Raw genomic sequence first — 25,858 nt, 5'->3', positions numbered from 1 at the left:
CAAGCGGGCGACGAAGTAGCCCGCGCACCGGGGTGGGTGGGAGCCTGGCGCGGAGTGAGCGACAGAGGAGCGAGCGGGCGGCAGGCGTGGGGAGTACCCCTGGCCGGGCGACCAGCCAGGGGCGGTTGGCTTGGGAGTGCCTACAGGCGGCGGCCGGCCCAGGTCCAGGCGTAGACGCCGTCGTCGACTGCTGCGCCGCCCTCGCCTAGTTCCAAGGGGCGGAAGGTGTCGACCATGACTGCCAGCTCCTCGAAGGATTCGGCGCCTAGGGAAGCCTCGATGGCTGACGGCTGGGGGCCGTGGGCGTAGCCGCCGGGGTGGAGGGAGATGGAGCCCAGGGCTATGCCGGAGCCCTTGCGGGCTTCGTAGTCGCCGCCGCAGTAGAACATGACCTCGTCGGAGTCGACGTTCGAGTGGTAGTAGGGCACGGGCACCGACAAGGGGTGGTAGTCGACCTTGCGCGGCACGAAGTTGCAGATGACGAAGTTGTTGGCTTCGAAGACCTGGTGGACGGGTGGCGGCTGGTGGATCCGGCCGGTGATCGGCTCGAAGTCGCTCACGTTGAAGGTGTAGGGGTAGAGGCAACCGTCCCAGCCGACAACATCGAAGGGATGCGTCGCGTACGTCATCCGGCTGCCGACGATGCCGCCGGCCCCGTTGCCCCGATGCTTGACCAGCACCTCGACATCATTGCCCTCGACAACGAACACCGACCCCGGCGCATGCAGATCGCGCTCGCAGTACGGAGCATGCTCGAGGAACTGCCCGAACCGGCTCAGATACCGCTTGGGCGGCGCGATGTGGCTGTTCGCCTCGATGCAATAGGCCTGTACGCCGTCCGCGCCCGGCAGCCAGCGATGCGTGGTGGCCCGAGGGATGATCACGTAGTCGCCCTCGACCGCCGACAGCACTCCGAAGACGGTCTCGACCGTGGCCGAGCCGCGCTCGATGTAGACACACTCGTCGCCGATCGCGTTGCGGTAGTACGGCGAGACCTCCGAAGCGATGACGTACGAGATCCGGACATCACCGTTCCCGAGCACCAACCGGCGATGCTCGACGACATTGTTGCCCGCGCCGGACACGAAGAGGTCGTGCAGCTTGAGATGCCGCGGCGTGAGCGGATGGTTCGCGACCGTCGCCAGATCCGGCAACTCCCAGACGACCGAGTCGACGATCGCCGACGGCACGCCCGCGTGGTACAGCAGCGACGAGTCCGACGAGAACCCCTCCTCGCCCATCAGCTCCTCGTAGTACAGCCCGCCGTCCGGGTTGCGGAACTGCGTGTGCCGCTTCGGCGGAATCTGACCTGCCTGCCGGTAGTACGCCATAACACCCAACCTATCCGATATCCGAACACAAGTGTCCGCTTACCGAAAGCATCCGTTAGGCTCGGAGCCATGTCAACCATCCCTGCCCTGTTCCGGCACCTGGTCGACGACGCGGCGATGTTCCCGCCCGGCGACCTTCCCCTGGTCGAGGCCGTGGCCGCGCACCGGGCCCACCGCCAGGCGCCGTACGCCGAACTCGTCGGCCCGCTGATCTGCACCGACGACAACCTGATGAAGGTCGCCGCCGAAGCAGCGAAGGCCGGCACCAACGGCGCCGCACCCCTCGAGGTCTCCGTCGTGATCACCGGCGGCGCCGGCGGGATCGAGCCGGCCATCCGGTACGGCGACCGCTCGGCCGACGTCACCGTGAAGTCGATCGAGGTGCGGCTGCGCGACGAGGACGACCTGTCCCGCAACGCGCTGCGCGTGGTCCGGGCCTGCGACGACTGCGTGGACGAGGAGAGCGCCTTCGTCGAGATCGGCCTGGACGGCGCCTGGGAGCGCGCGCTCGACGTCGTCGCCGACGCCGGGTACTACGCGAAGCTGCGCACCGGCGGCCTCGACGCCTCCCTCTTCCCGACCGCCGACCAGGTCGCCGCCTTCATCACCTCCTGCCTCGATCGCGAGGTCGCCTTCAAGTGCACGGCCGGCCTGCACAATGCCGTCCGCCACACGGCCGAGGACACCGGCTTCGAGCACCACGGCTTCCTCAACGTCCTGCTCGCCACCCGCGCCTCACTCGACGGCGCCGGCCAGGACGACATCGCAGCAGTACTGGAGAACCGCGACGGTGAAGCCCTTGCCGCCCGAGCCGCGCAACTCACCGAGGAGCAGGCCAAAGGAACCCGGCGCTGGTTCACCAGCTTCGGCTCCTGCAGCATCGACGAACCCCGCCACGACTTGACCGCACTGAAGCTCTTGGAGACCTCGTGACCTGGATCGACATCCCCGCGAACGCAGCGTTCGGACCGGAGACCCTGCCGCTGGGCGTCTTCCGGACCGGCGACGAGGAGCCGAGGGTGGGCGCGGCGATCGGCGACCAGGTGATCGATCTCGCCCCGGTCGCGTCGGCGCAGATGCTCGACGGCGCGCAGGTCTTCACCCAGCCGACGCTGAACGCGTTCCTCGCGCAAGGCCGGCCCGCCTGGCACGCGACCCGCGAGTGGCTGCTCGACCTGGTCCGCAACGAGAACAACCGCGACGCCGTCGAGCCGCATCTGATCCCGCGGTCGCAGGTGACGATGCTGCTCCCGTTCGAGGTCGCCGATTACGTCGACTTCTACGCCTCCGAGCACCACGCGAGCAACGTGGGCAGGCTGTTCCGCCCCGACGCCGAGCCGCTGCTGCCGAACTGGAAGCACCTACCGGTCGGGTACCACGGCCGCGCCGGCACGGTCATCGTCAGCGGCACCGACATCGTCCGCCCGAGCGGTCAGCGCAAGGCGCCGGCCGACGACAACCCGGCGTACGGACCGTCGCAACGGCTCGACATCGAGGTGGAGCTCGGGTACGTCGTCGGCAAGCCGTCCCAGCTCGGCAGTCGCGTCGGGGTCGAGGACTTCAGGTATCACGTGTACGGCGTGGTGCTGCTCAACGACTGGTCCGCACGCGACATCCAGGCGTGGGAGTACGTCCCGCTCGGCCCGTTCCTCGGCAAGTCGTTCGCCACGTCGATCTCCCCGTGGGTCGTCCCGCTGGAGGCGCTCGAATCGGCCGAGGTCGCCCTGCACGAACAAAAGCCGCCCGTACTCCCGTACCTGGCAAGCGATCGCCTCACCAACCTCGACATCACCTTCGAGGTCTACTGGAACGGCGAGCTGGTCAGCAGCCCGCCCTACCGCGAGATGTACTGGTCCGCAGCCCAGATGCTGGCCCACCTCTCGGTCAACGGCGCCTCGGTCCGCACCGGCGACCTGTACGCCTCCGGCACCGTCTCCGGCGCCGACAAGAACCAGCGCGGCTCCTTCCTCGAACTCAGCTGGGGCGGCCGCGAGCCCGTCACCGTCAAGGGCGAAGACCGCACCTTCCTCCAAGACGGCGACGAAGTCACTATCACCGCCACCGCCACCGCATCCGACGGCACCCAGATCCCCCTCGGCGCCGTCACCGGCCGCATCCTTCCGGCCGTCTGAACCACCCGCCCCAACCACCGGCTGAACCGCCCGGCCAAACCACCCGGCCGATCAGCCCGCCCGAGCCACCCACCCGGCTCGACACAAGCGCCACCCCAGCCGCAGACCGGCGCAGCCGGTCTGCGGCTGGCTGTCGTGCACGCTTAATCGTTCACCAATCTTGTTCATTAGTGTTCGTTTCTCTTGACTAATTAGCGGTTATGTACGCAGAATCCGTGACACAGTGACCCGCCCGTCAGGAGTCCTACCGTGTCTCGACCCGTACTTCCGTCCTTAGCGGCAGCCGCGCTGACCGCCGGCCTGCTCGTCGTGGTGCCGCCCTCAGCGGCAACCGCCGGCCCCACCGCCGCGACCGACCGCACGCTCATCTCACCCGAGCTCACCGTCACCGTCGCCACCGATTTCCCCCGCGTCATCCGGTACGCCGACAACACCACCGGCCAGCAACTCGGCGGCCAGCCCGAAGCGATCTCGACCATCACCGTCAACGGAGTCGCCCGCGCGGCCCACCTGACCGAACCGCCGACCGTGACCACCGCCAAAGCGCAGTACAAGCTGGCCTTCGACGCCCTCCCCGGCGTCGAGCTCGACGCCAGCCTCGCGCTGACCGGCCGGGTGACCACCTTCAGCATCGACGCCATCCGCGACACCGCGACCAGCCGGGTGAACACCCTCGACATCCCCAACCAAGACCTGGTCTCCGTAAACAGCACCGACCCGGGCGCGACCACCGCGTTCACCACGCTCGACCCCGACTCCACCCGGACCGCGGACAAGATCACCCCGGTCACCGCCGCGACAGCAGCGGAGCCGACCGCCACCGGAGCGGCGTACGCGTTCGTGAACACGAGCGGCCTCGCCGCCGGCATCGAGTCCAACTCGACCTACGACAAGCCGTCCGGCCAATCCGTCGACGACGGCGCACGGTTCTGGCACCAGGCCCGCAAGGCGGCCGACGGGACCAGCCGGGTCGGCGTGTGGAGTGGTCAGTGGACCTACCGCGCCGACACCTCGCCGTACACCGAGCCGCTGCCCTGGGCCAAGGTCGTGGTGACGCCGGACGCGAACAACGACAAGACCGTCGACTGGCAGGACGGCGCGATCGCGTTCCGCTCGATCATGGTCGAGCCGAAGGGTGGCGACCAGGTCAAGGACCGGGTGATCACCCACATCCCGTTCAACTTCGCCAGCCAGGCGACGCACCCGTTCCTGCGCACGCTGGACGACGTCAAGCGGATCTCCCTCGCGACCGACGGCCTCGGCCAGATGGCGCTGCTCAAGGGCTACGGCTCGGAAGGCCATGACTCGGCACACCCGGACTACGGCGGCAACTACAACCTCCGGGCCGGTGGACTCACCGACCTCAACACGCTGCTGAAGCAGGGCAAGGACTACAACGCCGCGTTCGGCGTCCACGTGAACGCGACCGAGTCGTACCCCGAGGCGAACGCGTTCAGCGAGGACCTGGTCGACAAGACCAGCAAGGGCTGGAACTGGCTGAACCAGAGCTACTACATCAAGCAGCGCCCGGACCTTGCCTCCGGCAACATCGTCAAGCGGTTCCAGCAGTTGCGTGACGAGACGGACAAGAACCTGCAGGAGCTGTACATCGACGTGTACTACCAGTCCGGCTGGCTCGCCGACGGCCTCACCCGGCAGCTGGCCGACCAGGGCTGGCAGATCGCCACCGAATGGGCCGACCGGCACGAGCGCACCTCGCTGTGGTCGCACTGGGCCAACGACCTGGACTACGGCGGTCCCACCAACAAGGGGCTCAACAGCAAGATCATCCGGTTCGTCCGCAACCACGAGAAGGACGTCTGGAACGCCGACCCGATCCTCGGCCAGTCGTCGATCGTCGAGTTCGAGGGCTGGACCGGCGAGACCGACTGGAACAAGTTCTACGCCAACATCTGGCAGAAGAACCTGTCGGCCAAGTTCCTCCAGCAGCAGAAGATCGTCGACTGGAACGCCGACCAGATCATCTTCACCGGCGGGATCAGCGGAGCCGTCGCCAACGGCAAGCGCAGCCTCAGCGTCGGCGACGCGAAGGTGCTCGACGGTGACAAGTACCTGCTGCCCTGGGACGGCAACAAGAAGCTCTACCACTACAACCCGGCCGGCGGCACGACCACCTGGCAGGTCCCGTCGGCCTTCACCACCGACCGCTTCACCGTCTACAAGCTGACCGATACCGGCCGCGTCCGCATCGGTACCGCGCCCGTCCGCAACGGCTCCATCACGCTGACGGCGCAAGCCGGACAGCCGTACGTCCTGTACCCGACCCAGGCCCCGCGCCTCGCCGACCCGCAGTGGGGCCAGGGCAGCCACCTCGAGGACCCTGGCTTCAACGCCGGTGACCTGCGCGCCTGGAAGCCGACCGGCGACGCCTCGATCACCACCCTCGAGAACGGTCAGCACGTCGCCGAACTCGGCGCCGGGGCGACCACGCTCAACCAGCGCATCCGCGACCTCACCCCCGGCCGCACCTACAGCGCCTCCGCCTGGATCGAGGTCGAGCCCGGGAAGTCACGCGCAACAACGCTGGACGTCAACGGCACCTCGGTCGTCGTCAATCGCTCGACCGCGATGAACCGGGTCGCCTCGGACGACAAGCAGGACCTGTACTACCAACGCGCGCGCGTGGTCTTCGAGGCCACCGGCACGACCGCTGAGCTCAGGATCGGAGCCGTCGCCGGTGCGGCCAAGGTCCGGCTGGACGACGTACGAGTGGTGGAGACCAAGCGCCCGGCGGCCGGACTCGTCGACGACTTCGAGAACGTCGACCAGGGCTGGGGACCGTTCGTGAAGGGCGATGCCGGTGGCACGACGGACCCGCGGACCGTACTGGCCAAGAAGCACGCGCCGTACACGCAAGCCGGCTGGAACGGGAAGCTCGTCGACGACGTGCTCGACGGTGACTGGTCACTGAAGTCCCATGAGGAGAACGAGGGCCTCGTCTACCGGACGACCCCGGCGACGGTTCCCTTCACGCCGGGCCACAAGTACAAGGTCAGCTTCGACTACGAGAACGGCGTGGCCGGCCAGTACACCTGGGTGCAGGGGGTGGATCGCCCGGACTCCGTCGAGGTGAAGGCGACTCCGATCGGAGTCCAGCGGACCAAGGCGACGTTCAGCCAGGAGTTCGTGGCCGGTTGCGGCGGCGACTACTGGGTCGGGCTGCGCAAGCTCTCGTCCGGGGGCGACCAGGCCGACTTCGTGATCGACGACTTCGCCGTCACGGATCTCGGTGCCTCGAGCCAAGCAGCAGACTGTACTTCGCTGAGCCTGTCCGGCGCCGGCCTGAACGGCATGGTCTCCGGCGAGGAGAACACCGTCGTCAGCACCTTCACCAACAACGATGTGGTTGCTGTCAGCAACATCACGCTGGCGCTCACCGCACCGGCGGGCTGGACGGTCACCGCGACGACTCCGGCCACCCACGCGACGGTTGCCGCCGGCGCCAGCGTGACCACGAATTGGTCCGTCACTCCGCCGGCCGGTACGCCGGAGGGCAAGTACCCGCTCTCGGCAACGGGCGGCCAGGCCAGCACCTCGGCCGAGGCGACGTTGCTGCCGCCGGGGATCGTGCCGCAGTCGCGGATCACGGTGGCCGACGTCAGCAGCGAGGATGTTGCCACAGGTGGCGCCGCGACGGAGGCCTTGGACGGAAACCCTTCCACCATTTGGCATTCGGCCTGGTCGGAGGTGTCCACGCCGGCCACTTATCCGCATCACATCACGCTGGATCTCGGTACGGCGTACCAGGTGAACGGGTTCAGCTACCTGCCGCGGCAGAGTGGGACGAACGGGATGTTCAAGGGCTACGAGCTCTACGTCAGTACGGACGGGCAGAACTGGGGTACGCCGGTGAAGACCGGCCAGTTCCCCAACTCGACCGCCGTCCAGCGGCTCGACTTCACCCCGAAGGCCGGCCGCTATGTGAAGTTCGTCGGTACGAGCTCCCTGAACGGCGCGGTGTTCGGCTCTGCTGCCGAGCTGAACGTCTACGGCGTCAAGTAGAACAAGAAAAGCGGCGCCGACTCCCCCGAGTTCGGCGCCGCTTTTCCTTGTCTCACTTGGTGATGTTGACCGAGACGGCCGCGGAGGTCGCCTTGGCGGTGACGACGCGGAACTTGTTGACACCGACGCGGCCGCTCTGCACCCAGACCGAGTAGGTCGACTTGCTGGTCACCTTGGTGGTGGCCGGGAAGTTGACCCACTTGCCGGCCTGCAGGCGCTGGACCTGGACGACCGAGCCCTTGGCGATCGCGGTGGTCTTGCCGGTGAAGGAGACCTTCGCCCACGCCTTCGCGGTGGCCTTGTCCGACTTGATCGTGATGGCCGGCTTGGCCGCGACCGTGGTGGAGACGGTGGTGGTCTGGTTCGGTGCCGCGCTGGCCTGCAGGGCGCCGGCGATGCCGACCCCACCGGCGGCCAGAGCGATGCCTGCGACAACGGCGGCGGAGCGACGAACGACCAGAGAGCGAGTGCGCATGATTGGTGATTTCCCCTCGTGTGTATGGGGTTCTGGTGAACCCGACACAGTGGAGACGCCGCCACTTCGCGAAAGGTTGTGTTACGACTCCGTCTCAGGACTATCGGGCAGAACCAGGCGGGCACAGGCCCCGCCGCCGGGCGCGATGCCGAAGGTCAGCTCGGCGCCGAGCACCTTCGCGTGACCGGCCGCGATGGTCAGCCCGAGGCCGTGCCCGACTCCTCGCTCGGCCACCCCGGACCTGAACCGACGGGGGCCCTCGGCAATCAATTCCTCGGGATACCCGTTGCCGTGGTCCACCACTTCGATGGTCCGGCCCTGGACGGTCACCTCGACCGGCGGGCGGCCGTGCCGCAGTCCGTTGACGATCAGGTTCGCCAGGATCCGCTCGATCCGGCGCGAATCGGTGGAGATCGTCTCCTCCCGGCCGAGCCGGTGCACGACGACGCTGTCCGGGGCGAGCGACTGCTGCATCCGCAGGCGCCCGACGGCCGACCCGACGAAGGCGCCGAGCCCGACGTGCTCCAGGTCGGCCTGCTCGACGCCCGAGTCGAACCGGGCGATCTCGAGCAGGTCCTCGACCAGTCGCCGCAGGACCTTGGCGCGGTCACGTACGAGCTCGCTGGGCCGGCCGGGTGGCAACAGTTCGGCGGCGGTCAGCAGGCCGGTGACCGGCGTACGGAGGTCGTGGGCGACGTCGGCGGTGAATCGCCGCTCTGCTTCGAGTTGGCCGCGCAGGGAGCTGGCCATCGTGTCCAGAGCTGTCGCCAGCGCCTGTACTTCGTCCTTGCCTTTGCCGGCCGCGCCGGCCGCCGAGGCGTCGAGATCACCCGCGGCGATGCGGCGCGCAGTACCGGCCACTGCCACGATCCGGCGGGACAGGCTGCCTGCGGCGATGACGCTGCCCAGGGCGACCAGCGCGACCGTGCCGATGCCGCCCAGGATCAGGGCGCGGCGCAGGGCGTTCATCGACGGGTCGTTGACGTCGTAGTCCTGCACGATCGACAGGATGCGGCCGTTCTTGACCCCGACCGCGGCCCACATCTTGGCGTTCGGCGCGGCCGTCTTGAAGGTGGCGCGCTTGCCGTTCATCACCGCGTCGCGCAGCGGCGGCGGCAGATCGGGATCGTCCAGCCGCGCCCCGAACACCGGTACTTCGCTGCGGTCGTAGCTCTCCGCGGCAGCCTGGATCCGCTCGTCGGCGAAGCTGCGCGTGCGGTCCAGCCGGGCCGACTGGGCCTGGGTGTAGACCGCAACGCACAACACCAGAATCGCCAGCGACGACACCAGTACGAAGATCAGGCCGAGCTTGCTCCTGAGCCCCACATCAGGCCCGCAGCTTGTATCCGAATCCGCGAACCGTCTCGATCCGGTCGGCGCCGATCTTGGTCCGGAGCCGCTGCAGGTGGACGTCGACCAGGCGGCCGTCGCCGCCCCACTCGTAGTCCCAGACGCGTTGCAGCAGGGTCGACCTGCTCAGCACGACGCCCGGGTTGTTCGCGAACTCGATCAGCAGCTTCAGCTCGGTCGGGGTGAGCTGGACCGTCGTACCGGCCCTGCGCACCTCCAGTGCCTCGCGATCCAGCTCCAGGTCGCCGAACGACTCCACGGTCGCGCCAGTGGCCGGAGTCGGCCGCTCAGGATCGGCCACCGCCCGCCGCATCACCGCGCGCAGCCGGGCCACCAGTACCTGGGTGTCGAACGGCTTGGTGACGTAGTCGTCCGCGCCGGCCTCCAGCCCGAGCACGACGTCCAGCGCGTCACCGCGGGCGGACACCATCACGATCGGGACCGTGCTGGTCTCCCGGATCCGGCGGCATACGGAGATGCCGTCCAGACCGGGCAGCATGATGTCCAGCATCACCGCGTCCGGATGGATCTTCTCGAAACTCTCGATCGCCTCGAGGCCGTCCTCGGCCGTCGTGACGTCGTAGCCATGGCGTTCCAGGGTCAACTGGGTCGCCTCACGGATCACCGCGTCGTCCTCGACCATGAGAATGCGCGCTGCCGGTTCTTCCGGTACCACTGAAGTTCAGTCTCCCTTTTGATCCGTCGAGCTCACCTTGGTCATCCGACCACCGGCCCAACGGTAGACCTCGACGCGACGTCCGGACGGGCAACAGGGCCTGTCGGTCAGCGCGAATATCTGTGTCTCGACCACCAGGTCGCCCTGCTGGCTGGGACTGATCTTCAACTGATCGGCCTTCAAACTCCAAACCCGGCGCGGTCCCTTCGGCGAGTCGGCCATCAGAACGGCTCCGAAGACGAAGTTGTCGACCGTGTGGACCAGCACCACCAGCTGCGGCGTGCCGCTCTTCATCACGTCGACGGCGACGCCCCGGGTCAGACAGCGCGCGACGATCGAGCAGTTGCCGACGATCTTGGCCATGTACGGGTCGAGGCCCTTGTCGACCTGCAAGCTGTCGCGCACCTGCTCCAGCGTCATCGCCGACTGGGCGATCCGGCCCGTCTTCGGCGACGGCGTCACGGACGGGGCGAAACCGTTGTTGGTGCTCACCGATGGCGTCGCCGAGGTGGTGGCCGGATCGGCGCCCTCGACCCGCAGGCCGGAGCCGTTGGCGCAGCCGGAGGCGACGACGAGGACGGCCAGCGCCAGTGCGGCGGGCAGCAACTGCCGTGCTCGCATAGGTGACCTCCTGCCTCGCCTCACGGTGTTCCCCCCGGTTTCAGACAACTGCCTTCCATAGTGCGGCCGGCACGTCACATTCGACGGCCATGAACGTCCAATGGCCCCGGCAGTTGCGTTGCGGTTCAGTCACAGAAGATGAAAGAACCCTCACGAAACCACCTTGCCCGGATTGAGGACGTTTTTCGGGTCCAGCGCGGCCTTGATCGCGCGGTGCACGGAGACCGCCACCGGGCCGATCTCCTCGACCAGCCAGTCGCGCTTCAGCATCCCGATCCCGTGCTCGCCGGTGATCGTGCCGCCGAGCTCAAGACCGACCTCCATCACCTTGTCGAACGCCGCCTGGGCCCGGGCCGCCTGGTCCGGATCCTCCGCGTCGAACACCACGGTCGGATGCATGTTGCCGTCGCCCGCGTGGCCCAGCACGCCGATGGTGATGTCCAGGTCGAGCGAGATCTGCTCGACCGCGCTGATGAAGTCGGCCAGCCGCGAGCGCGGTACGCAGACGTCGTCGATCATCGTCGTCCCGAGCTGGTCCAGCGCGACCAGAGCCGCCCGCCGGGCCTCCAGCAGGAGCTCGCCCTCGGCCGGGTCGTCCGCCTCGATGCACTCGATCGCGCCGTACTGGCGGCAGAGCTTGGCCACCGTCGCCACATCGGCGGCGCCGGCCTCCCCACCGGCGTCGGACTGGGCGATCAGCATCGCCGCGGCCTCGGTCGGCAGGTCCATCCGCTTGTAGCTGTTGACCGCCATGATCGTGGTCCGGTCCATGATCTCCAGCAGCGACAGCGAGACCCCGCTGCGGATGATCTCGACGATCGCCTCGCCGGCCGTCCGGCCCGAGTCGAACAGCGCGGCCATCGTGCGCGGCCGGGCTGCCTCCGGGCGCAACGCGAGCGTTGCCTCGGTGATGATGCCGAGGGTGCCCTCGCTGCCGACGATCAGCTTGGTGAGGTCGTAGCCCGCGACCCCCTTGACGGTGCGGCGGCCGGTGCGCAGGACCTGGCCGTCGGCCAGTACCACCTCGAGGCCGAGCACGTAGTCGGTCGTCACGCCGTACTTCACGCAGCACAGGCCGCCCGAGTTGGTCGACAGGTTGCCGCCGATCGAGCAGAACTCCCAGCTCGACGGGTCGGGCGGGTAGAACAGGCCCTGCTCGGCGACCGCGCGGGACAGCACGGCGTTGAACACGCCCGGCTGCGTCACGACGTACCGGTCGACGGTCTCGATCTCGAGGATCTTGTCCATCTTCTCGAGCGAGATGACCAGGCAGCCCTCGATCGCGTTGGCCGCGCCGGACAGCCCAGAGCGGGCACCTTGGGGCACGACCGGGACGCCCGCGTCGGCGGCGATCTTCACCGCCGCCACGACGTGGGCCGTCTCCCGCGCGAGCACCACCGCGATCGGCTCACCGGCCGGGCAGAACATCGCCCGGTCGTACCGGTAGCTCTGGATCCGGTCCTGGTCGGTCACCAGCGCCTCCGGCGGCAGTACTTGCCGAAGGCGCTCGACTAGATCGTTCATATCCAGGAGCCTAAGCGGTTTTTTTGTTGTGTGGCAGGTGCTCAGCGGGTCCTGCTGGTCGCGTTCTGCGAGATCTCCTCGTAGCCGCTGCCGTAGTTGTGGAACTCGCGCGCGATCGCGACGAACGTGACGCCGCCGTCGGTGGACTTCACCTTCGGCGTCCGGCAGGTCCGTTGCCCGGCCGTGACAGCGCCGTTGCCACCGCTGCTGTCACACGACAGCGTGCGGCCGGAGTTGTTGCCGCCGTACTGCACCAGGTAGGCGTTGGCCCGCTGGTTCGCGGTGAGTCGCGGATTCATGGTGATCTCGGCCCAGTACTGCGAACAGCTGTCCCGGACGAGCCGGACAGTGCCCCAGGTGGGTGGTCGGTGGTCGCGCAAGATGCTTGCGGACGAGATGGATGTCGCACCGCTGCAGCTCGCGGCAGGCGCCGCCTGAGCTGAGGTGGCCAGGGCGAATACGCCCGCTCCGGCCAGTCCCACGGTGCTGAGCACAATGCCCAGTGTCTTCATCGGAAAACCCTTCCTGAGCACACGCCCCGACGTGCACTCATGGGGCAGAGTAGTCCAACCTCACCTGACCTGACAGTCAATCCGATAGTCGGACACTGAGACACGCCCGCAACGGTGTGTCGCGGGCGTGTCACGGTAGGTAGATCAAACAGAGATCAAACCCTCGCGCTCGCGCTCGATGGCCAGTTCCCCCACCACCCCGAGCGAAGCGAGGGGTGTTTTCTCAGAGGTTGCCGCGACGCTCTTGCTCTCGCTCAATTGCTTCGAACAGCGCCTTGAAGTTGCCCTTGCCGAAGCCGAGCGAGCCGTGGCGCTCGATCAACTCGTAGAAGACGGTCGGGCGGTCGCCGATCGGCTTGGTGAAGATCTGCAGCAGGTAGCCGTCCTCGTCGCGGTCGACCAGGATCTTGCGCTTCTGCAGCTCCTCGATCGGCGCCCGGACGTTGCCGATCCGCTCCCGCAGTTCCGGGTCCTCGTAGTAGGAGTCCGGCGTGTTCAGGAACTCCACCCCGTTGGCCCGCATGATGTCGACGGTGCGCAGGATGTCGTTGGTGGCCAGCGCGATGTGCTGCGCCCCGGCGCCGTCGTAGAACTCCAGGAACTCGTCGATCTGCGACTTCTTCTTCGCGATGGCCGGCTCGTTCAGCGGGAACTTGACCCGGTGGTTGCCGTTGGCCACCACCTTGCTCATCAGCGCGGAGTAGTCGGTGGCGATGTCGTCGCCGATGAACTCCGCCATGTTCACGAAGCCCATCACCTTGTTGTAGAAGGTGACCCACTCGTCCATCAGCCCGAGCTCGACGTTGCCGACGACGTGGTCCACCGCCTGGAACAGCCGCTTCGGGTGCCCCTCCGGCCGGGTCACGGCGGTCTTCGCCTCGACGAAGCCCGGCAGGTACGGGCCGTCGTACTTGCTCCGGTCGATCAGCGAGTGCCGGGTGTCGCCGTACGCCGCGATGGCGGCCCGGCGGACCGTACCGTGCTCGTCGGTGACGTCGTGCGGCTCCTCGAGCACCGTCGCACCCTGGGCGCGGGCGTGCTTGACGCACTTGTCGACGTCCGGCACCTCGAGCGAGATGTCCGCGACGCCGTCGCCGTGCTTGCGGTGGTGCTCGTTCAGCGGGCTGTCGGGGGTGACACCGCCGGTGATGACGAAACGCGCGGAGCCTGCCTTGAGTACGAACGCCTTGTGGTCCTTGTTGCCGTTCTCCGGGCCGGAGTAGGCGACCAGGTCCATCCCGAAGGCAAGCTGGTAGTACTTCGCGGTCTGGGTGGCGTTGCCGACCACGAACACCACGGCGTCCATCGCGGTGACGGGGAACGGGTCGGTGCTCTCGTCGTACGGCACCAGGCCGACCAGCTGCTTCAACTGGTCGAGGTCGAGATCGGCGTCGAGCTCTGCCGGCGTGAGGTCGGTGCTGGTCATCGGGGTCCTCCCGGTCGGTGTCGGCTTGCTGCCGCTGAGCTTCGCCGGGCCAGGACAGGTTGCGCAACAGAACCGTTTTTCACTGAGCACTCTGACCAGTATTCTCAGCCTTCTATTGGACTATTTGGTCACCCTGACCACACCTTGCCCTCACCCTGGAGGATCGCATGGCCGGAGTAGACGCCCTGGACGCCCGCATCCTCGACCTGTTCGCCGCCGAGCCCCGGGTCGGCGTCCTCGAAGCCTCCCGCCGCCTAGGCGTAGCCCGGGGCACAGTCCAGGCCCGCCTCGACCGCCTCTCCCGCGACGGCGTCGTCCGAGGCTGGGGCCCCGACGTAGACACCACCGAAATCGGCTACCCCGTCACCGCCTTCGCCACCCTCCAAATAGAACAGGGCTCCGGCCACACCACAGTCGCCGCGGCGCTGGCGGCCATCCCCGAAGTCCTGGAGGTCTACACAATCACCGGCGCCGAAGACCTCTGGTGCCGAATAGTCGCCCGCTCCAACGCGGACCTCCAACGAGTAATAGACCAGGTAGTCATCGTCAGAGGCATCCAACGAGCCTCCACTGTCATCGCCCTGGCAGAACAAGTCCCCCACCGAGTCCTACCGCTCCTGCACGCCGCCACCCGCCCCTAACCAGCCGGCCGCCAACACCAAGTCGGCCGACTGCACCCCCGGTCCCGAAGCCCGTCAGCCGTTGCACCCCTGACTATGTCCCGATCGACAGGACATAGTCACCGATCCGCCCCCAGCCCACGCTCAGCCGCCGACCCAACACCCACCCCACACCGACTATGTCCTGTCGATCGGGACACATCTCCCAGCCCCGCAGATCCAGCCCGCGAAGCCTCACGAGCAGGTTGTGTGGGTGGGGTCAGGCGAGGCGTTTGGCTACTTCTACCGCGGCTCGGGCTACTCGGGGGCCTACGAAGTCTCGGTCCAGTTTGCCGAGGACGACGACGCCGATGGAGGCTTCTACGCCTGGTACGCCGAGGACCGGCGACGAGACGCCTTGGGCGCCGGCCTGGAGTTCGCCGGCTGTGATGACGAAGGGGCGGCCGGCCGGGTCGGGCTTGCGGCGGCCGGCGAGGATTGCTTTGCCGGCCGCGCCCTGGTCGAGGGCGTGGCGCGACCCCATCCGGTACGAGACGTGGAAGTCGGTCCAGCTCGGTTCGATCACCGCGATCGCGAGCGCCTCGTCCCCGTCGGCGACGGTCAGGTGCGCCGTCGCGCCGGTGTCTTCGGCGAGCGAGCGTAGTACCGGCAAGGCAGCGTCTCGCAGGGTCGGCTGGACGCGACGCGAGTAGTGCAGGACGGCGAGCCCGAGGCGGGCGCGGCCTTCGCTGTCGCGGCGGACCAGCCGGTGCAGTTCGAGCGTGTTGACCAGGCGGTAGACGACCGTCCGGGAGACGTTCAGCGAGGCGGCCAGCTCGGTGATCGACAGGCCGTCCGGGGCGTCCGCCAGCAGCTCGAGGACGGTGAGCCCCCGGTCGAGTGTCTGGGACGTCTCTGCGGGCACAGCCGAAGCGTAACCTTTTTCGGCCCGCGGCCCGATGTCCCCGTATCTTGCTGCCGTGCGAAATTACTGGGCGCTGCTCCCCGCCATCGCCATCTGCGTCGGTCTGATCCTCCTGTACGCCGTGCCGACGCTGGTCAATCCGCAGTGGACGAGCAGCATCCTGGGCCTGTTCAAGCAGCTCCCCGGCGGCGAGGAGACCGAGGAACCGGCCCCGCTCGGCCCGAAGCAGATCCGTTCCCGGCGGATGCTGGCCGGCGCGCTGGTGATCGGCGCGCTCGGGCTGGTCGGGTTCAACGTCGTGCTCAACCGGGAGGCGAACGGCTGCTACCTGGCCGCCAAGGCGTGGGGCGCGACCGACGATCCGAAGCAGGACGGCGACCCGTGCGTCAACAAGATCTTCGGCGCGTTCTTCAGCAACGGCAAAGGCGAGGTGCTGGAGAAGTCGCAGCAGCCGGTCGCCGGGTACCAGGTGGTGAAGGGCAAGCATCCGGCATACCTGAAGTGGATCCAGAACCCGCCGAAGCCGGACGAGGTCGCGATGGTGTTCGGCGTCGGCTTCAACTGCTCGAACGATCTTAAGGTGATCGAGACCGCCGACAAGATCACCGCGGTGATCGACGACACCGAGCCGTGCCCGCCGGACAGCCAGATCGAGGTCGTACCGATCAAGCTCGACAAACCGGTCGGCGACCGCCCCGTCGTCACCGTCGGCGGCCAGCCGATCCCCCGCATCAACCCCGACCTCCCGTCCTGGGGCACAGTCCTCAAGAAACTCGCCACCGGCGGCTGAGTTCAGCGCAGGGCGCGTACCTGGGAGTCGTACCGGCGGAAGGGCCGGTTCGTGGCGAGCAGGATGAGCAGGCCGGTGATGCAGACCGCGGCGCCGCCGAGCAGGGCGATCGTCGGGGTGCTGAGCGAGGCCGCAGTACCGGCCACGAAGTCGCCCAGCCTCGGGCCGCCCGCGACGACCACGATGAAGACCCCCTGGAGCCGGCCGCGCATCGCGTCCGGGGCGGCTGATTGCAGGACGGTGTTCCGGTACGCCGAACTGACCATGTCCGCCGCCCCCGACAACGCGAGCAGCGCGACGCCGAGCCAGATCGTCCGCGACAACCCGAACAGCCCGACCGCCGCCGCATAGACCGTGATCGCCGCGACGATCGCCACCCCTTGCCGCCGGACGCGGCTCACCCAGCCGGAGAACAGCACCCCGACGAGCGCCCCGATCGCCGGCGCGGCCTGCAGCAGCCCGACAGTCCGTACGCCGCCCGCGAAGAACGCGCCCGCCACGGCTGGGAACAGGGCCCGCGGCTGCGCGAACACCATCGCGAAGATGTCCGCGAGGAAGGTCGCCAGCAGGGCCGGGGCGGCTCGGAGGAACGTGAAGCCCTCCAGGACCGAGCGCAGGCCGGCCCGGCGTACCAGACCCGTCGGTGGTACCGGAGGCAGCCGGAACAGCGCGTAGAGGGCGGCGGTGAAGGTGATGACATCCACCAGGTACGCCGCGCCGAACCCCTGCCACGCGATCACCACGGCCCCGAGCAACGGTCCGGCGGTGAAGCCGAGGTTGAACGCGGCCTGGCTCAGCGTGTTGGCCGCCGGGAGAAGCTCAGGCCGGATGAGCCGCGGGATGATCGCGGACCGTGCCGGGTTGTTGACCGCGAAACACGCCGACTGCACCGCGACCACGGCGTACAGGACCCACACCTGATTCCAGTGCAGCTCCGACTGCGCCACCAGCACCATCGACAACAACCAGAGCCCGCCCGACGAGACGAGCGCGAGCGTACGCCGATCGATCGCGTCCGCCATCGCCCCGCCGTACAACCCGAAAACCACCAGCGGCACCAGCGCGAAAAGCCCGACCAGCCCCACCGCGAAGGTCGAATGCGTCAACGCATAGACCTGAATCGAAACCGTCACCGCAGTCATCTGCTGCCCCAACTGCGACACCGTCGACCCGACCCACAACCGCCGGAAATCCGCCGACTCCTTGAGCGGACGCACATCGGTCAACAGTCGAGCCACAGCCCTGAACCTATGTCACAACCTACGGCCCCCGACAGCAGGGCACAGCCCTTTCACTCCTGACACCCTTCACCAGGGCAGCCGGCCGTTCTCGTCGTGGACCTGGCCGGTCGGGCCGTCGGGTCCGAGCGTCGCGAGGCGGACCGCGACGGCCGCGCCCTCGGCCGGCGTACGAGCCGCGTCCCAGCCGCCCATGTCGGTCGCGCAGTTGCCGGGGTCGGCGGCGTTGACCAGGATGCCGGTGCCGCGGAGTTCGTTGGCGAGCATCACGGTGACCATGTTCAGCGCGGCCTTGGACGAGTTGTAGCCGAGTGTCCGGATGGCCGACATCGGCGACTCGGGATCGCCGACCTGGGTGAAGGACGCGAGCGAGGTGGACAGGTTCACGATCCGGGCGGCGGTGGCGTTGCGTAGTACCGGGAGCAACGCGGTGGTGACGTCGACGACGCCGATCACGTTGGTCTCGAAACCGGCGCGGAGCGGACCGGCGGCGACCTCGGTCACGCCCGCGTCACCGTCGGGGATGATCGCGGCGTTGTTGACCAGTACGTCGAGCCGCCCGTGCTCCTGGCCGATCCTGGCCGCCGCGTGCCGGACCGACGCCGGATCGGTGACCTCCAGCTGGACAGCCTCCGCATCGAGGCCGTCGGCAACGAGTTCCCCGGCCGCTGCCTCGCCGCGAGCCAGGTCTCGCGATCCGATCAGGACGAGGTAGCCGGCCTCGCCCAGCTGGCGGGCGATCTCCTTGCCGATTCCCTTGTTGGCTCCGGTGATGAGTGCGAGTTTTTTCATGCCTCCGACCTTTGCCGTGGACGGCGGGTCGCGGCAGAGTGGGCCGAGCCTGGGATCGGCGGTCCCTGGCTGGGTTTCGGCGGGCTTGAGATGCTGGCGGCATGGACACGGCACAGCTGGCGGAGTTCCTCCGGATCCGCCGGGAGCGACTGCGCCCGGACGATGTCGGCCTGCCGGCCGGACTCCGGCGCCGTACTCCGGGCCTGCGGCGCGAGGAGGTCGCTTCGCTCGCCACGATGTCGACGGACTACTACACCCGCCTCGAGCAGGGCCGTGGTCCACGACCGTCCCGGCCGGTACTGACCGGCTTGGCCCGCGCGTTGCGGCTCTCCGACGACGAGCGGGCGCATCTGTTCCGGCTGGCCGGGGAGCAGCCGGGGCCGCCGCCGGGGCCGGCCGTTGAGGTGCGTCCCGGCGTACTGCGGATGCTGGCGAGGCTCGACATCCCGGGGTTGGTGCTGGATGCGAAGTACGACGTACTGGCCTGGAACCCACTGGCCGCGGCGCTGATCGCGGACTTCTCCGCCATCCCAGCCCGCGACCGCAATCTCCTGCGCCTGCGCTTCCTGTCCGGCTCACGCCAGCAAGACCGCTTCGGCGAGTCGCAGACAGTACAGTTCGCCCGCGAAGCAGCCGCGGACCTACGAGCCGCAACCAGCCGCTACCCCGACGACCCGTCGACAGCCCACCTGGTCGAGGACCTGCTGTCAGGCAGCACCGAGTTCGCCCAGCTCTGGTCCCGCCACGAGGTCGCCAGCCAGCAATCCATGTGCCAGACCATCCACCACCCCACCGTCGGCCAGATCGACGTAACCTGCGAAGTCCTCGTCATCCCCGACCGCGACCAGCGAGTAATCCTCTACACCACCGCCCCCGGCTCCCCCTCCGCCCAGGCCATTCGCCTACTGGAAGTAGTAGGCACCCAGTCCCTCACCAGCCGGCCGGCGGGGTAGTCAGGCTCGGCGTTGGGTGGCCCAGTCCCGGATCAGTTCTATCCGGTCTTTCAGCTCTGTGGACGAGGCGTGGGCGGCGGCGGGGCCGCCCAGTTTGCGGCGGAGGTCGTTGTGGATGACGCCGTGGGGCTGGCCGGTGCGGTGGTGCCAGGCGGCGACCAGGCCGTTGAGTTCGCGGCGCAGGAGAGCCACCTGCTCGTGCGTGGCCAGCTCGACCGGGGTCGGCTCGTCGCGGGTGGTGGACTTGCCGCGCCGCTTCTCCTGGGCCAGCGACTTCGCCTGCCGCTTGTTCAGCAGTTCGCGGACCTGGTCTGGCTCGAGCAACCCCGGCAGACCGAGGAAGTCCAGCTCCTCGTCCGAGCCGAGATCGCCACCCATCCCGTAGTCGCCACCGTCGAAGACCACCCGGTCGAAGCTCGCATCCGACCCCAGCGCCTCGAACTTGGCGTCCAGGTCGTCGCTCGCGCCCTCGGCCTCGTTCGCCTTCTTCAGCAGGTCGTCCTCGAGGGCGAAGATGTCGCCGTCCTCGGCGGAGTTCTTCCGGCCGAGCACGTGATCCCGCTCGACCTCCATCTCGGCCGCGAAGCTCAGCAACCGGGTCACCGACGGCACGAACACCGACGCCGTCTCACCCCGCTTGCGCGCCCGTACGAACCGCCCGATCGCCTGCGCGAAGAACAGCGGCGTCGAGGTCGGCGTCGCGTAGACCCCGACCGCCAGCCGCGGCACGTCGACGCCTTCGCTCACCATCCGGACCGCGACCATCCACCGCTGCTCGCCGGCCGAGAAGGTCTGGATCTTCTTGCTCGCCGCCTTCTCGTCGGACAGCACGACGGTCGGCGCCTCGCCGGTCAGCTCGCGCAGCACCTTCGCGTAGGCGCGAGCCGTGTTCTGATCACCAGAGATGACCAGCCCGCCTGCATCCGGCATGTGCCGCCGTACTTCGGTCAGCCGCTTGTCAGCAGCAGCCAGTACTGCGGGCATCCACTCGCCAGTCGGGTCCAGCGCGGTTCGCAATGCCTGCGCGGTCAGATCCTTCGTCAGCGGCTCACCCAGTCGCGCCGCGACCTCGTCACCGGCCTTGGTGCGCCAGCGCATCTCCCCGGAGTACGACATGAAGATGACCGGCCGTACGACGTGGTCGCGCAGCGCGTGACCATAGCCGTAGACGTAGTCCGCCCGACTCCGCGCAGCGCCATCGTGCCCGTGCTCGTACGTGACGAACGGGATCGGGTTGTCGTCGCTGCGGAACGGCGTACCGGTCAACGCCAGCCGACGGGTGGCCGGGTCGAACGCCTCCCGGATGCCCTCACCCCAGCTGAGCGCGTCACCACCGTGGTGCACCTCGTCGAGGATGACCAGGGTGCGGAACTTCTCGGTCCGGACCCGGAAGGCGAGCGGGTTCACCGCGACACCGGCGTACGTGACCGCGACGCCCTGGAAGTCCTTGTTCGTCCGGCCCTTGCCCCCGGCGAACGTCGGGTCGATGGCGATCCCGGCCCGGTCGGCCGCCTCGGCCCACTGGACCTTCAGGTGCTCGGTCGGCGTCACCACCGTGATCCGGTCGATCACCCTGCGCTGCAGCAGCTCGGCGGCGACGGTCAGCGCGAACGTCGTCTTACCGGCGCCCGGCGTCGCGACCGCCAGGAAGTCCTTCGGCTGCTTGTCCAGATAGAGCTGAAGCGCCTCCGCCTGCCAGGCCCGCAGCTTGCTCGCAGTTCCCCACGCGGCGCGGTCCGGATAGGCCGGAGGTAGCACGGCTGGTGCTGCTGGCACGTGCGAATCCACGGACGGCATACTCCCCCGATAGTCGACTGTCGGCCGTACAGGAACGTTACCCGAGATCCCTCACAAGGTCAGATCGGCAGGCACGACACTCACTTCGAACGGCACCGTCAACCGGGCGATCTCGTCCCCGGTGGCCTTCGCCACCTGCGCATATGTCCCGTCCCGCAGCTCCCACGCGATCAGCTCCGGCGTGTCGGGATCCACCACCCAGTACGCCGGGCACCCGGCCGCCTCGAGCCGAGAGAATTTCAGCATCAGGTCGACCCGGCGCGTGCTCGGCGACAGCACCTCGACCGCGAGCAGGGGCGCCGTCGGGAGGTCCCGCTCGGTGAAGTCCTCTCGTCTCGCAACCAGCAGATCTGGCTGCATCACAGTGTCCTGGCTGATCACGACATCGGTCGGCGCCACCAGTACCTTCAGGTCCGACGGACAGGCAGACTTGAGCTTTACCAGCAGGTTGACCACGACATCCTGATGCCGGATCGTAGGCGCCGGCGTCATGATGAGCACGCCATCGATCAGCTCGTAGCGATGCCCGTCATTGGGCATCCGATCGAGATCGTCCCGGGTCAGTGGTCCGGACGAGCGCCAGGGCGGTTGCCACGAAGGCGGGTAGTCCGGACCCGGTTCCGTTTCCATGAGTGCCATGGTGCCTCCTTGTAGTCGTCACATCTACAAAGTGCAGTGATCTGCCCCCGGCCTTACCGGTTGTCCACAGGGCAGTTCAGGAAGTTCGCTGTGGACGAACTGCGGGCGTCGGTCGGCGTGGCGACCTACACTTGCGGCTATGAGTACTCAGTTGAGCCCGGGCGCCGAGACGGTCATCGACGAGCGGACCAAGCCGTCGCTGGACGAGGGTGATCATGAGCGGTTCTCGCACTATGTGCCGAAGGACAAGCTGACCGAGGCGATGGTGATGGGGACGCCGGTGGTCGCGTTGTGCGGCAAGGTGTGGGTGCCGAGTCGCGACCCGCAGAAGTTTCCGGTCTGTCCGGAGTGCAAGGAGATCTGGGAGTCGCTCAACCCGGGCGACGACGACAAGGAGTAGCCACCCAAGGCCCAGAAGGCGCAGTCAGTTCTGGGTCGGGTCGTCGGGGTAGGTGGCCAGGTAGGCCATCTCGTCGTGCTGGCGCCGCAGGACGCGGCGCCACAGACCCTCGGGCTGCAGGCTGAAGACGTCGTCGGGCTCGGACGGTACGACGTACCAGGCGCCCTCCGTGATCTCCCCCTCCAGCTGTCCGCTCGACCAGCCGGCGTACCCGGCGAAGATCCGCATTCGCTGGATGGCGCCCTCCAGCAGCGCCGGCGGTACGTCGAGATCGATCAACCCGATCCGGCCGAAGCACTCCCGCCATCCCGGCGGGTCGGCCGACTCGATCACCTCGGCGACCGCGAGGGCGCTGTCCGTCCCCACCGGCCCGCCCATGAAGAGCACGCCGGGCTCGCTCACCGTCTCCGACCAGTCGGCCAGTACCCGGTCGACCTCGAGGTCCGCGGCCCGGTTCACCACGACGCCCAGCGCACCGTCCTCGTCATGATCCAGCAGCAGGATCACCGACCGCCGAAACGGCGGCTCGTCGAGCAACGGGGTAGCCACCAGCAGCGAGCCGGTCAGGGTCGTGGCCGTCATGCACCCATCATGTCGTGCTCGGCAACTTTTGCGTACGGATGGCGCGGAACCCGAGCCACGCACCCACAGCCAGCCCGCACAGGTCCGCGACCGAGTCGAACGGATCCCCGGACCGGAACGGCAGCCAGTAGTACTGCACGATCTCGCTGATCACCGCGTTGGCGGCAACCACCGGCAACAGATACCGAGCCGGTACGCCGGCCCGCAGCCCGAAGTACGCGACCGACCCGAACAGGAACAGATGCGCGAGCTTGTCCGAATACGGGAAGTCGACGCTGGACGCGGCCTGGTGCGGCGAGTACACCCCGTACAGGTGGATGCCGCAGGCCACCACGAAGGCGACCCGCCACAACCACGTGGTACGGGAGGACGTACGGACCTCAGTTGAAGTAGAGATGGAGTCAATCAAAGCAAATGACTCAAATCAGCGCGCCCGGGGAGTCGTCCGGGAACAGCTCCGCGGCCGGCGCCTTGCCACCGGCCGCGTCGCGGACGGCGTGCGCCACCCGCGTGTGCACCTCCGGGTGGAAGACGCTCGGCACGATGTAGTCGGCGTTCAGCTCGTCGTCGGTGACCACGCTGGCCAGCGCCTTCGCGGCCGCCAGCTCGGTCTGGATCGACACCTTCGACGACTGCGCGTCGAGCAGGCCGCGGAAGACGCCCGGGAAGACCAGCACATTGTTGATCTGGTTCGGGAAGTCGCTGCGCCCGGTCGCGACCACGGCCGCGTGCTCGTGCGCGGCCGCCGGGTCGACCTCGGGGTCGGGGTTGGCCAGCGCGAAGACGATCGAGTCCTTGTTCATCGTGGCGATGTCGGCACCGTTCAGGATGTTCGGCGCCGAGACCCCGATGAACACGTCGGCACCGGCCAGCGCGCCCTTCAGGTCGCCGCTGTACTTCGCGGCGTTGGTGTTCTCCGCGATCCAGCGCAGCTCCGGTGACAGCCCGTCGCGCTCGGTGTGGATGACGCCGGCGATGTCGGCGACGATCGCGTCCTTGACGCCTGCCTCGATCAGCAGCTTGAGGATCGCAGTACCGGCCGCACCCGCGCCCGACAGCACGACCCGGACCTCGCTGATGTCCTTGTTGACCACCCGCAGCGCGTTGAACAGCGCGGCCAGGACGACGACCGCCGTCCCGTGCTGGTCGTCGTGGAAGACCGGGATGTCGAGCTCCTCGCGCAGCCGGGCCTCGATCTCGAAGCAGCGCGGCGCGGAGATGTCCTCCAGGTTGATCCCGGCGAAGCCCGGCGCGATCGCCTTGACCACGGCGATGATCGCCTCGGTGTCCTGGGTGTCCAGGCACAGCGGCCAGGCGTCGATGCCGGCGAAGCGCTTGAACAGCGCGGCCTTGCCCTCCATCACCGGCAGCGCGGCCTCCGGGCCGATGTTGCCCAGGCCGAGGACGGCCGATCCGTCGGTGACGACCGCGACGGTGTTGCGCTTGATGGTCAGCCGGCGGGCGTCCTCGGGGTTGGCCGCGATCGCCAGGCAGACCCGGGCGACACCCGGGGTGTAGATCATCGAGAGGTCGTCGCGGTTGCGGATCGGGTGCTTGGCCTCCATCGAGATCTTGCCGCCGAGGTGCATCAGGAAGGTCCGGTCGGAGACCCGGCCGATCTCGACGCCCGGTACGGCCCGCATCGCCTCGACCAGCCGGCCGGCGTGCTCGGTGTCGGCGGCGGCACACGTCACGTCGATCCGCAGCCGCTCGTGGCCGGAGGCGGTCACGTCGAGGGCGGTGACGAGGCCGCCGGCCTGCTCGACCGCGGTGGTCAGTTTGCTCACCGTGGAGCCACCGGCGGGGACCTCGAGGCGGACGGTGATGGAGTAGGAAACGCTCGGCAAGGCAGTCACGCGGGTGATCCTCTCATGTCACTGGTCAGGTCCGGAGGTTCTGTTCTTAAAGTGCACGGCGAACGGCTGGGTAATCCATTACCCGCCCGCTACGCTGAGCCCTCTGACGCAAGTACGGGAGGGCGCGGATGGCGACGATCAGCGAGGTCGCGGCCAAGGCCGGCGTCTCCACGGCGACCGTCTCGCGCGCCCTGAACGGCAAGTCCACGGTCGATCCCGACCTGGTTCTGCGCGTACGCCGGGCCGCCGAGGAACTCGGTTACCAACCCAACGGCCCGGCCCGGAACCTGCGCCGTCAGGAGGCCGCCGTCGTCGCGCTGATCATCTCCGACGTCGAGAACCCCTTCTTCACCGCGATCGCCCGGGGCGTCGAGGACGTCGCGCACGAGGTCGGCTACTCGGTCGTGCTCTGCAACTCCGACGAGAACGCCGAGAAGGAGAACCGCTACATCGACGTCGCCCTCCAGGAACGGGTGGCCGGCGTCATCCTCTCCCCGTCCGGTCCGACGACCAGCGTCGAGAAGCTCACCAAACGCGGAACCGCCTTCGTGGCGGTCGATCGGCCGTTGCCCGGGCAGTCGAGCGACGTCGTCCTCGTCGACACCCGGCTGGCAGCGCGGGAGGCGACGGCTCACTTGATAGACCAGGGCTATCAACGGATCGGGTGTATCACCGGCCCGGCCGGGGTTCGTACTGCGGATGACCGGCTGGCGGGGTATCGGGACGCGTTGAAGAGCCGGCGGCTTCGCAGTACGACGAAGTTGGTGCGGCGGACGGAGTACAAGGCTGCTGGTGCGCATCGGGCGGCGCAGGAGTTGCTCGACCAGGCCGAGCCGCCGGACGCGTTGCTGGTCGCGAACAGCGCGATGGCGGTCGGTGTACTGCAAGCCCTGCAGGAGCACGGCATCCGACCGGGCAAGCAGGTCGGGATCGTTGCGTTCGACGACGCTCCCTGGGCCGAGCTGGTCGATCCGCCGCTGACGGTTGTCGCGCAACCGGCGTACGAGATCGGTACGGTGGCCGCCCGGCTGTTGCTGGCCAGAATCGGCGACAACACCCGGCCGACCACCACGACCACCCTCGCCGCCCGCCTGATCGAACGCGGCAGCTCCCACCGCGGCTGACCACCCCGCCCCATTTCAGGGGTTGACCACCGAAGTGAGGGGTTGCCCCCCGAGATTCCGGGGTGGCAACCCACAAGGTCGGGGGTCAACCCC

Annotated in this window: 24 protein-coding genes; 8 read left to right on the top strand and 16 right to left on the bottom strand. The window is 68.3% G+C overall.

Annotated features, from left to right (window positions below; all coding sequences use genetic code 11):
* Positions 1 to 140: 140 nt before the first annotated feature.
* The gene (locus ABD768_RS30850) at positions 141 to 1,331 is read right to left on the bottom strand and encodes a homogentisate 1,2-dioxygenase (protein ID WP_344846487.1); all 1,191 of its coding nucleotides are present in this window, start codon (positions 1,329 to 1,331) and stop codon (positions 141 to 143) included.
* 69 nt (positions 1,332 to 1,400) lie between these two features.
* Here ABD768_RS30850 and ABD768_RS30845 point away from each other — a divergent pair, with 69 nt between their 5' ends.
* From ABD768_RS30845 to ABD768_RS30835, 3 genes are all read left to right on the top strand, one after another.
* Positions 1,401 to 2,264, top strand: coding sequence for a hypothetical protein (locus ABD768_RS30845; RefSeq protein ID WP_344846485.1), 864 nt, complete (start codon positions 1,401 to 1,403; stop codon positions 2,262 to 2,264).
* Positions 2,261 to 3,463: a fumarylacetoacetase gene (gene fahA, locus ABD768_RS30840; protein ID WP_344846484.1), complete on the top strand. Its 1,203-nt coding sequence runs from the start codon at positions 2,261 to 2,263 to the stop codon at positions 3,461 to 3,463. Before ABD768_RS30845 ends, fahA begins: the two co-directional genes overlap by 4 nt.
* 249 nt (positions 3,464 to 3,712) lie before the next feature.
* Positions 3,713 to 7,486, top strand: a complete 3,774-nt coding sequence (locus tag ABD768_RS30835; protein ID WP_344846482.1) for an endo-alpha-N-acetylgalactosaminidase family protein — start codon at positions 3,713 to 3,715, stop codon at positions 7,484 to 7,486.
* Positions 7,487 to 7,538: 52 nt separating this feature from the next.
* On the opposite strand, the gene ABD768_RS30830 is transcribed toward ABD768_RS30835, so the two are convergent.
* From ABD768_RS30830 to hppD, 7 genes are all read right to left on the bottom strand, one after another.
* Positions 7,539 to 7,961, bottom strand: a complete 423-nt coding sequence (locus ABD768_RS30830; RefSeq protein WP_344846481.1) for a hypothetical protein — start codon at positions 7,959 to 7,961, stop codon at positions 7,539 to 7,541.
* 81 nt (positions 7,962 to 8,042) lie between these two features.
* Positions 8,043 to 9,287 carry a HAMP domain-containing sensor histidine kinase gene (locus ABD768_RS30825; RefSeq protein WP_343980354.1) on the bottom strand — a complete coding sequence of 415 codons (1,245 nt, stop codon included), beginning with the start codon at positions 9,285 to 9,287 and terminating at the stop codon, positions 8,043 to 8,045.
* 1 nt (position 9,288) lies between these two features.
* Positions 9,289 to 9,954, bottom strand: a complete 666-nt coding sequence (gene cseB / locus ABD768_RS30820; RefSeq protein WP_343980351.1) for a two-component system response regulator CseB — start codon at positions 9,952 to 9,954, stop codon at positions 9,289 to 9,291.
* 39 nt (positions 9,955 to 9,993) lie between these two features.
* Positions 9,994 to 10,608 (bottom strand): hypothetical protein, encoded by a 615-nt coding sequence (locus ABD768_RS30815; RefSeq protein ID WP_343980348.1) that lies wholly within the window; start codon positions 10,606 to 10,608, stop codon positions 9,994 to 9,996.
* Between the two features lie 150 nt (positions 10,609 to 10,758).
* Positions 10,759 to 12,132 carry an FAD-binding oxidoreductase gene (locus tag ABD768_RS30810; RefSeq protein WP_343980345.1) on the bottom strand — a complete coding sequence of 458 codons (1,374 nt, stop codon included), beginning with the start codon at positions 12,130 to 12,132 and terminating at the stop codon, positions 10,759 to 10,761.
* A 41-nt stretch (positions 12,133 to 12,173) separates the two neighbouring features.
* A complete protein-coding gene (locus tag ABD768_RS30805) occupies positions 12,174 to 12,644 on the bottom strand; it encodes a hypothetical protein (RefSeq protein WP_343980342.1) in 471 nt (156 codons plus the stop codon).
* Between the two features lie 223 nt (positions 12,645 to 12,867).
* Positions 12,868 to 14,070: a 4-hydroxyphenylpyruvate dioxygenase gene (hppD, locus tag ABD768_RS30800; RefSeq protein ID WP_343980339.1), complete on the bottom strand. Its 1,203-nt coding sequence runs from the start codon at positions 14,068 to 14,070 to the stop codon at positions 12,868 to 12,870.
* A gap of 167 nt (positions 14,071 to 14,237) precedes the next feature.
* On the opposite strand from hppD, the gene ABD768_RS30795 reads away from it, so the two are divergent.
* Positions 14,238 to 14,711 carry an Lrp/AsnC family transcriptional regulator gene (locus ABD768_RS30795; protein WP_328320444.1) on the top strand — a complete coding sequence of 158 codons (474 nt, stop codon included), beginning with the start codon at positions 14,238 to 14,240 and terminating at the stop codon, positions 14,709 to 14,711.
* A gap of 238 nt (positions 14,712 to 14,949) precedes the next feature.
* Here ABD768_RS30795 and ABD768_RS30790 read toward each other — a convergent pair whose 3' ends face one another.
* Positions 14,950 to 15,594, bottom strand: a complete 645-nt coding sequence (locus tag ABD768_RS30790) for an IclR family transcriptional regulator (RefSeq protein ID WP_343980335.1) — start codon at positions 15,592 to 15,594, stop codon at positions 14,950 to 14,952.
* Positions 15,595 to 15,649: 55 nt separating this feature from the next.
* Between ABD768_RS30790 and ABD768_RS30785 the strand changes: the two genes are divergently transcribed.
* Positions 15,650 to 16,384, top strand: coding sequence for a hypothetical protein (locus tag ABD768_RS30785; protein ID WP_344846478.1), 735 nt, complete (start codon positions 15,650 to 15,652; stop codon positions 16,382 to 16,384).
* A 2-nt stretch (positions 16,385 to 16,386) separates the two neighbouring features.
* Here ABD768_RS30785 and ABD768_RS30780 read toward each other — a convergent pair whose 3' ends face one another.
* Both ABD768_RS30780 and ABD768_RS30775 read right to left on the bottom strand, forming a co-directional pair.
* Positions 16,387 to 17,622, bottom strand: a complete 1,236-nt coding sequence (locus ABD768_RS30780) for an MFS transporter (protein WP_343980329.1) — start codon at positions 17,620 to 17,622, stop codon at positions 16,387 to 16,389.
* A 69-nt stretch (positions 17,623 to 17,691) separates the two neighbouring features.
* Positions 17,692 to 18,414 carry an SDR family oxidoreductase gene (locus tag ABD768_RS30775; RefSeq protein ID WP_343980326.1) on the bottom strand — a complete coding sequence of 241 codons (723 nt, stop codon included), beginning with the start codon at positions 18,412 to 18,414 and terminating at the stop codon, positions 17,692 to 17,694.
* Positions 18,415 to 18,515: 101 nt separating this feature from the next.
* Between ABD768_RS30775 and ABD768_RS30770 the strand changes: the two genes are divergently transcribed.
* A complete protein-coding gene (locus ABD768_RS30770; RefSeq protein WP_344846475.1) occupies positions 18,516 to 19,367 on the top strand; it encodes a helix-turn-helix transcriptional regulator in 852 nt (283 codons plus the stop codon).
* Here the strand turns inward: ABD768_RS30770 and ABD768_RS30765 are convergent, their stop codons facing one another.
* A complete protein-coding gene (locus ABD768_RS30765) occupies positions 19,368 to 21,164 on the bottom strand; it encodes a DEAD/DEAH box helicase (protein WP_343980320.1) in 1,797 nt (598 codons plus the stop codon).
* Between the two features lie 51 nt (positions 21,165 to 21,215).
* Positions 21,216 to 21,803: a Uma2 family endonuclease gene (locus tag ABD768_RS30760; RefSeq protein WP_344846473.1), complete on the bottom strand. Its 588-nt coding sequence runs from the start codon at positions 21,801 to 21,803 to the stop codon at positions 21,216 to 21,218.
* 139 nt (positions 21,804 to 21,942) lie between these two features.
* Between ABD768_RS30760 and ABD768_RS30755 the strand changes: the two genes are divergently transcribed.
* The gene (locus ABD768_RS30755) at positions 21,943 to 22,203 is read left to right on the top strand and encodes a DUF3039 domain-containing protein (protein ID WP_343980315.1); all 261 of its coding nucleotides are present in this window, start codon (positions 21,943 to 21,945) and stop codon (positions 22,201 to 22,203) included.
* A 24-nt stretch (positions 22,204 to 22,227) separates the two neighbouring features.
* Here ABD768_RS30755 and ABD768_RS30750 read toward each other — a convergent pair whose 3' ends face one another.
* The 3 genes from ABD768_RS30750 to ABD768_RS30740 are packed head-to-tail and all read right to left on the bottom strand — an operon-like array spanning position 22,228 to position 24,641.
* Positions 22,228 to 22,785, bottom strand: a complete 558-nt coding sequence (locus ABD768_RS30750) for a YqgE/AlgH family protein (protein ID WP_343980313.1) — start codon at positions 22,783 to 22,785, stop codon at positions 22,228 to 22,230.
* A 7-nt stretch (positions 22,786 to 22,792) separates the two neighbouring features.
* Complete coding sequence (locus ABD768_RS30745; protein WP_344846470.1) at positions 22,793 to 23,194, bottom strand: VanZ family protein; 402 nt, start codon at positions 23,192 to 23,194, stop codon at positions 22,793 to 22,795.
* 10 nt (positions 23,195 to 23,204) lie between these two features.
* Positions 23,205 to 24,641 (bottom strand): NAD-dependent malic enzyme, encoded by a 1,437-nt coding sequence (locus ABD768_RS30740; RefSeq protein WP_343980307.1) that lies wholly within the window; start codon positions 24,639 to 24,641, stop codon positions 23,205 to 23,207.
* Positions 24,642 to 24,769: 128 nt separating this feature from the next.
* On the opposite strand from ABD768_RS30740, the gene ABD768_RS30735 reads away from it, so the two are divergent.
* Positions 24,770 to 25,765 (top strand): LacI family DNA-binding transcriptional regulator, encoded by a 996-nt coding sequence (locus ABD768_RS30735; RefSeq protein ID WP_343980305.1) that lies wholly within the window; start codon positions 24,770 to 24,772, stop codon positions 25,763 to 25,765.
* Positions 25,766 to 25,858: the final 93 nt, after the last annotated feature.

It is taken from the genome of Kribbella ginsengisoli, from assembly GCF_039537185.1.
Taxonomy (GTDB): domain Bacteria; phylum Actinomycetota; class Actinomycetes; order Propionibacteriales; family Kribbellaceae; genus Kribbella; species Kribbella koreensis.
Note: the sequence above shows the minus strand (reverse complement) of the source record. Positions and strands in the feature narration are given on the sequence as shown.

Excerpts from the sequence above, each read along its gene's own strand:
- ABD768_RS30795 (WP_328320444.1), top strand. The coding sequence starts at position 14,238 with ATGGCCGGAGTAGACGCCCTGGACGCCCGCATCCTCGACCTGTTCGCC.
- ABD768_RS30770 (WP_344846475.1), top strand. The coding sequence starts at position 18,516 with ATGGACACGGCACAGCTGGCGGAGTTCCTCCGGATCCGCCGGGAGCGA.
- ABD768_RS30775 (WP_343980326.1), bottom strand. The coding sequence starts at position 18,414 with ATGAAAAAACTCGCACTCATCACCGGAGCCAACAAGGGAATCGGCAAG.
- ABD768_RS30850 (WP_344846487.1), bottom strand. The coding sequence starts at position 1,331 with ATGGCGTACTACCGGCAGGCAGGTCAGATTCCGCCGAAGCGGCACACG.
- hppD (WP_343980339.1), bottom strand. The coding sequence starts at position 14,070 with ATGACCAGCACCGACCTCACGCCGGCAGAGCTCGACGCCGATCTCGAC.
- ABD768_RS30765 (WP_343980320.1), bottom strand. The coding sequence starts at position 21,164 with ATGCCGTCCGTGGATTCGCACGTGCCAGCAGCACCAGCCGTGCTACCT.
- ABD768_RS30845 (WP_344846485.1), top strand. The coding sequence starts at position 1,401 with ATGTCAACCATCCCTGCCCTGTTCCGGCACCTGGTCGACGACGCGGCG.
- ABD768_RS30735 (WP_343980305.1), top strand. The coding sequence starts at position 24,770 with ATGGCGACGATCAGCGAGGTCGCGGCCAAGGCCGGCGTCTCCACGGCG.
- cseB (WP_343980351.1), bottom strand. The coding sequence starts at position 9,954 with ATGGTCGAGGACGACGCGGTGATCCGTGAGGCGACCCAGTTGACCCTG.
- ABD768_RS30755 (WP_343980315.1), top strand. The coding sequence starts at position 21,943 with ATGAGTACTCAGTTGAGCCCGGGCGCCGAGACGGTCATCGACGAGCGG.
- ABD768_RS30805 (WP_343980342.1), bottom strand. The coding sequence starts at position 12,644 with ATGAAGACACTGGGCATTGTGCTCAGCACCGTGGGACTGGCCGGAGCG.
- ABD768_RS30750 (WP_343980313.1), bottom strand. The coding sequence starts at position 22,785 with ATGACGGCCACGACCCTGACCGGCTCGCTGCTGGTGGCTACCCCGTTG.
- ABD768_RS30815 (WP_343980348.1), bottom strand. The coding sequence starts at position 10,608 with ATGCGAGCACGGCAGTTGCTGCCCGCCGCACTGGCGCTGGCCGTCCTC.
- ABD768_RS30830 (WP_344846481.1), bottom strand. The coding sequence starts at position 7,961 with ATGCGCACTCGCTCTCTGGTCGTTCGTCGCTCCGCCGCCGTTGTCGCA.
- ABD768_RS30760 (WP_344846473.1), bottom strand. The coding sequence starts at position 21,803 with ATGGCACTCATGGAAACGGAACCGGGTCCGGACTACCCGCCTTCGTGG.
- ABD768_RS30810 (WP_343980345.1), bottom strand. The coding sequence starts at position 12,132 with ATGAACGATCTAGTCGAGCGCCTTCGGCAAGTACTGCCGCCGGAGGCG.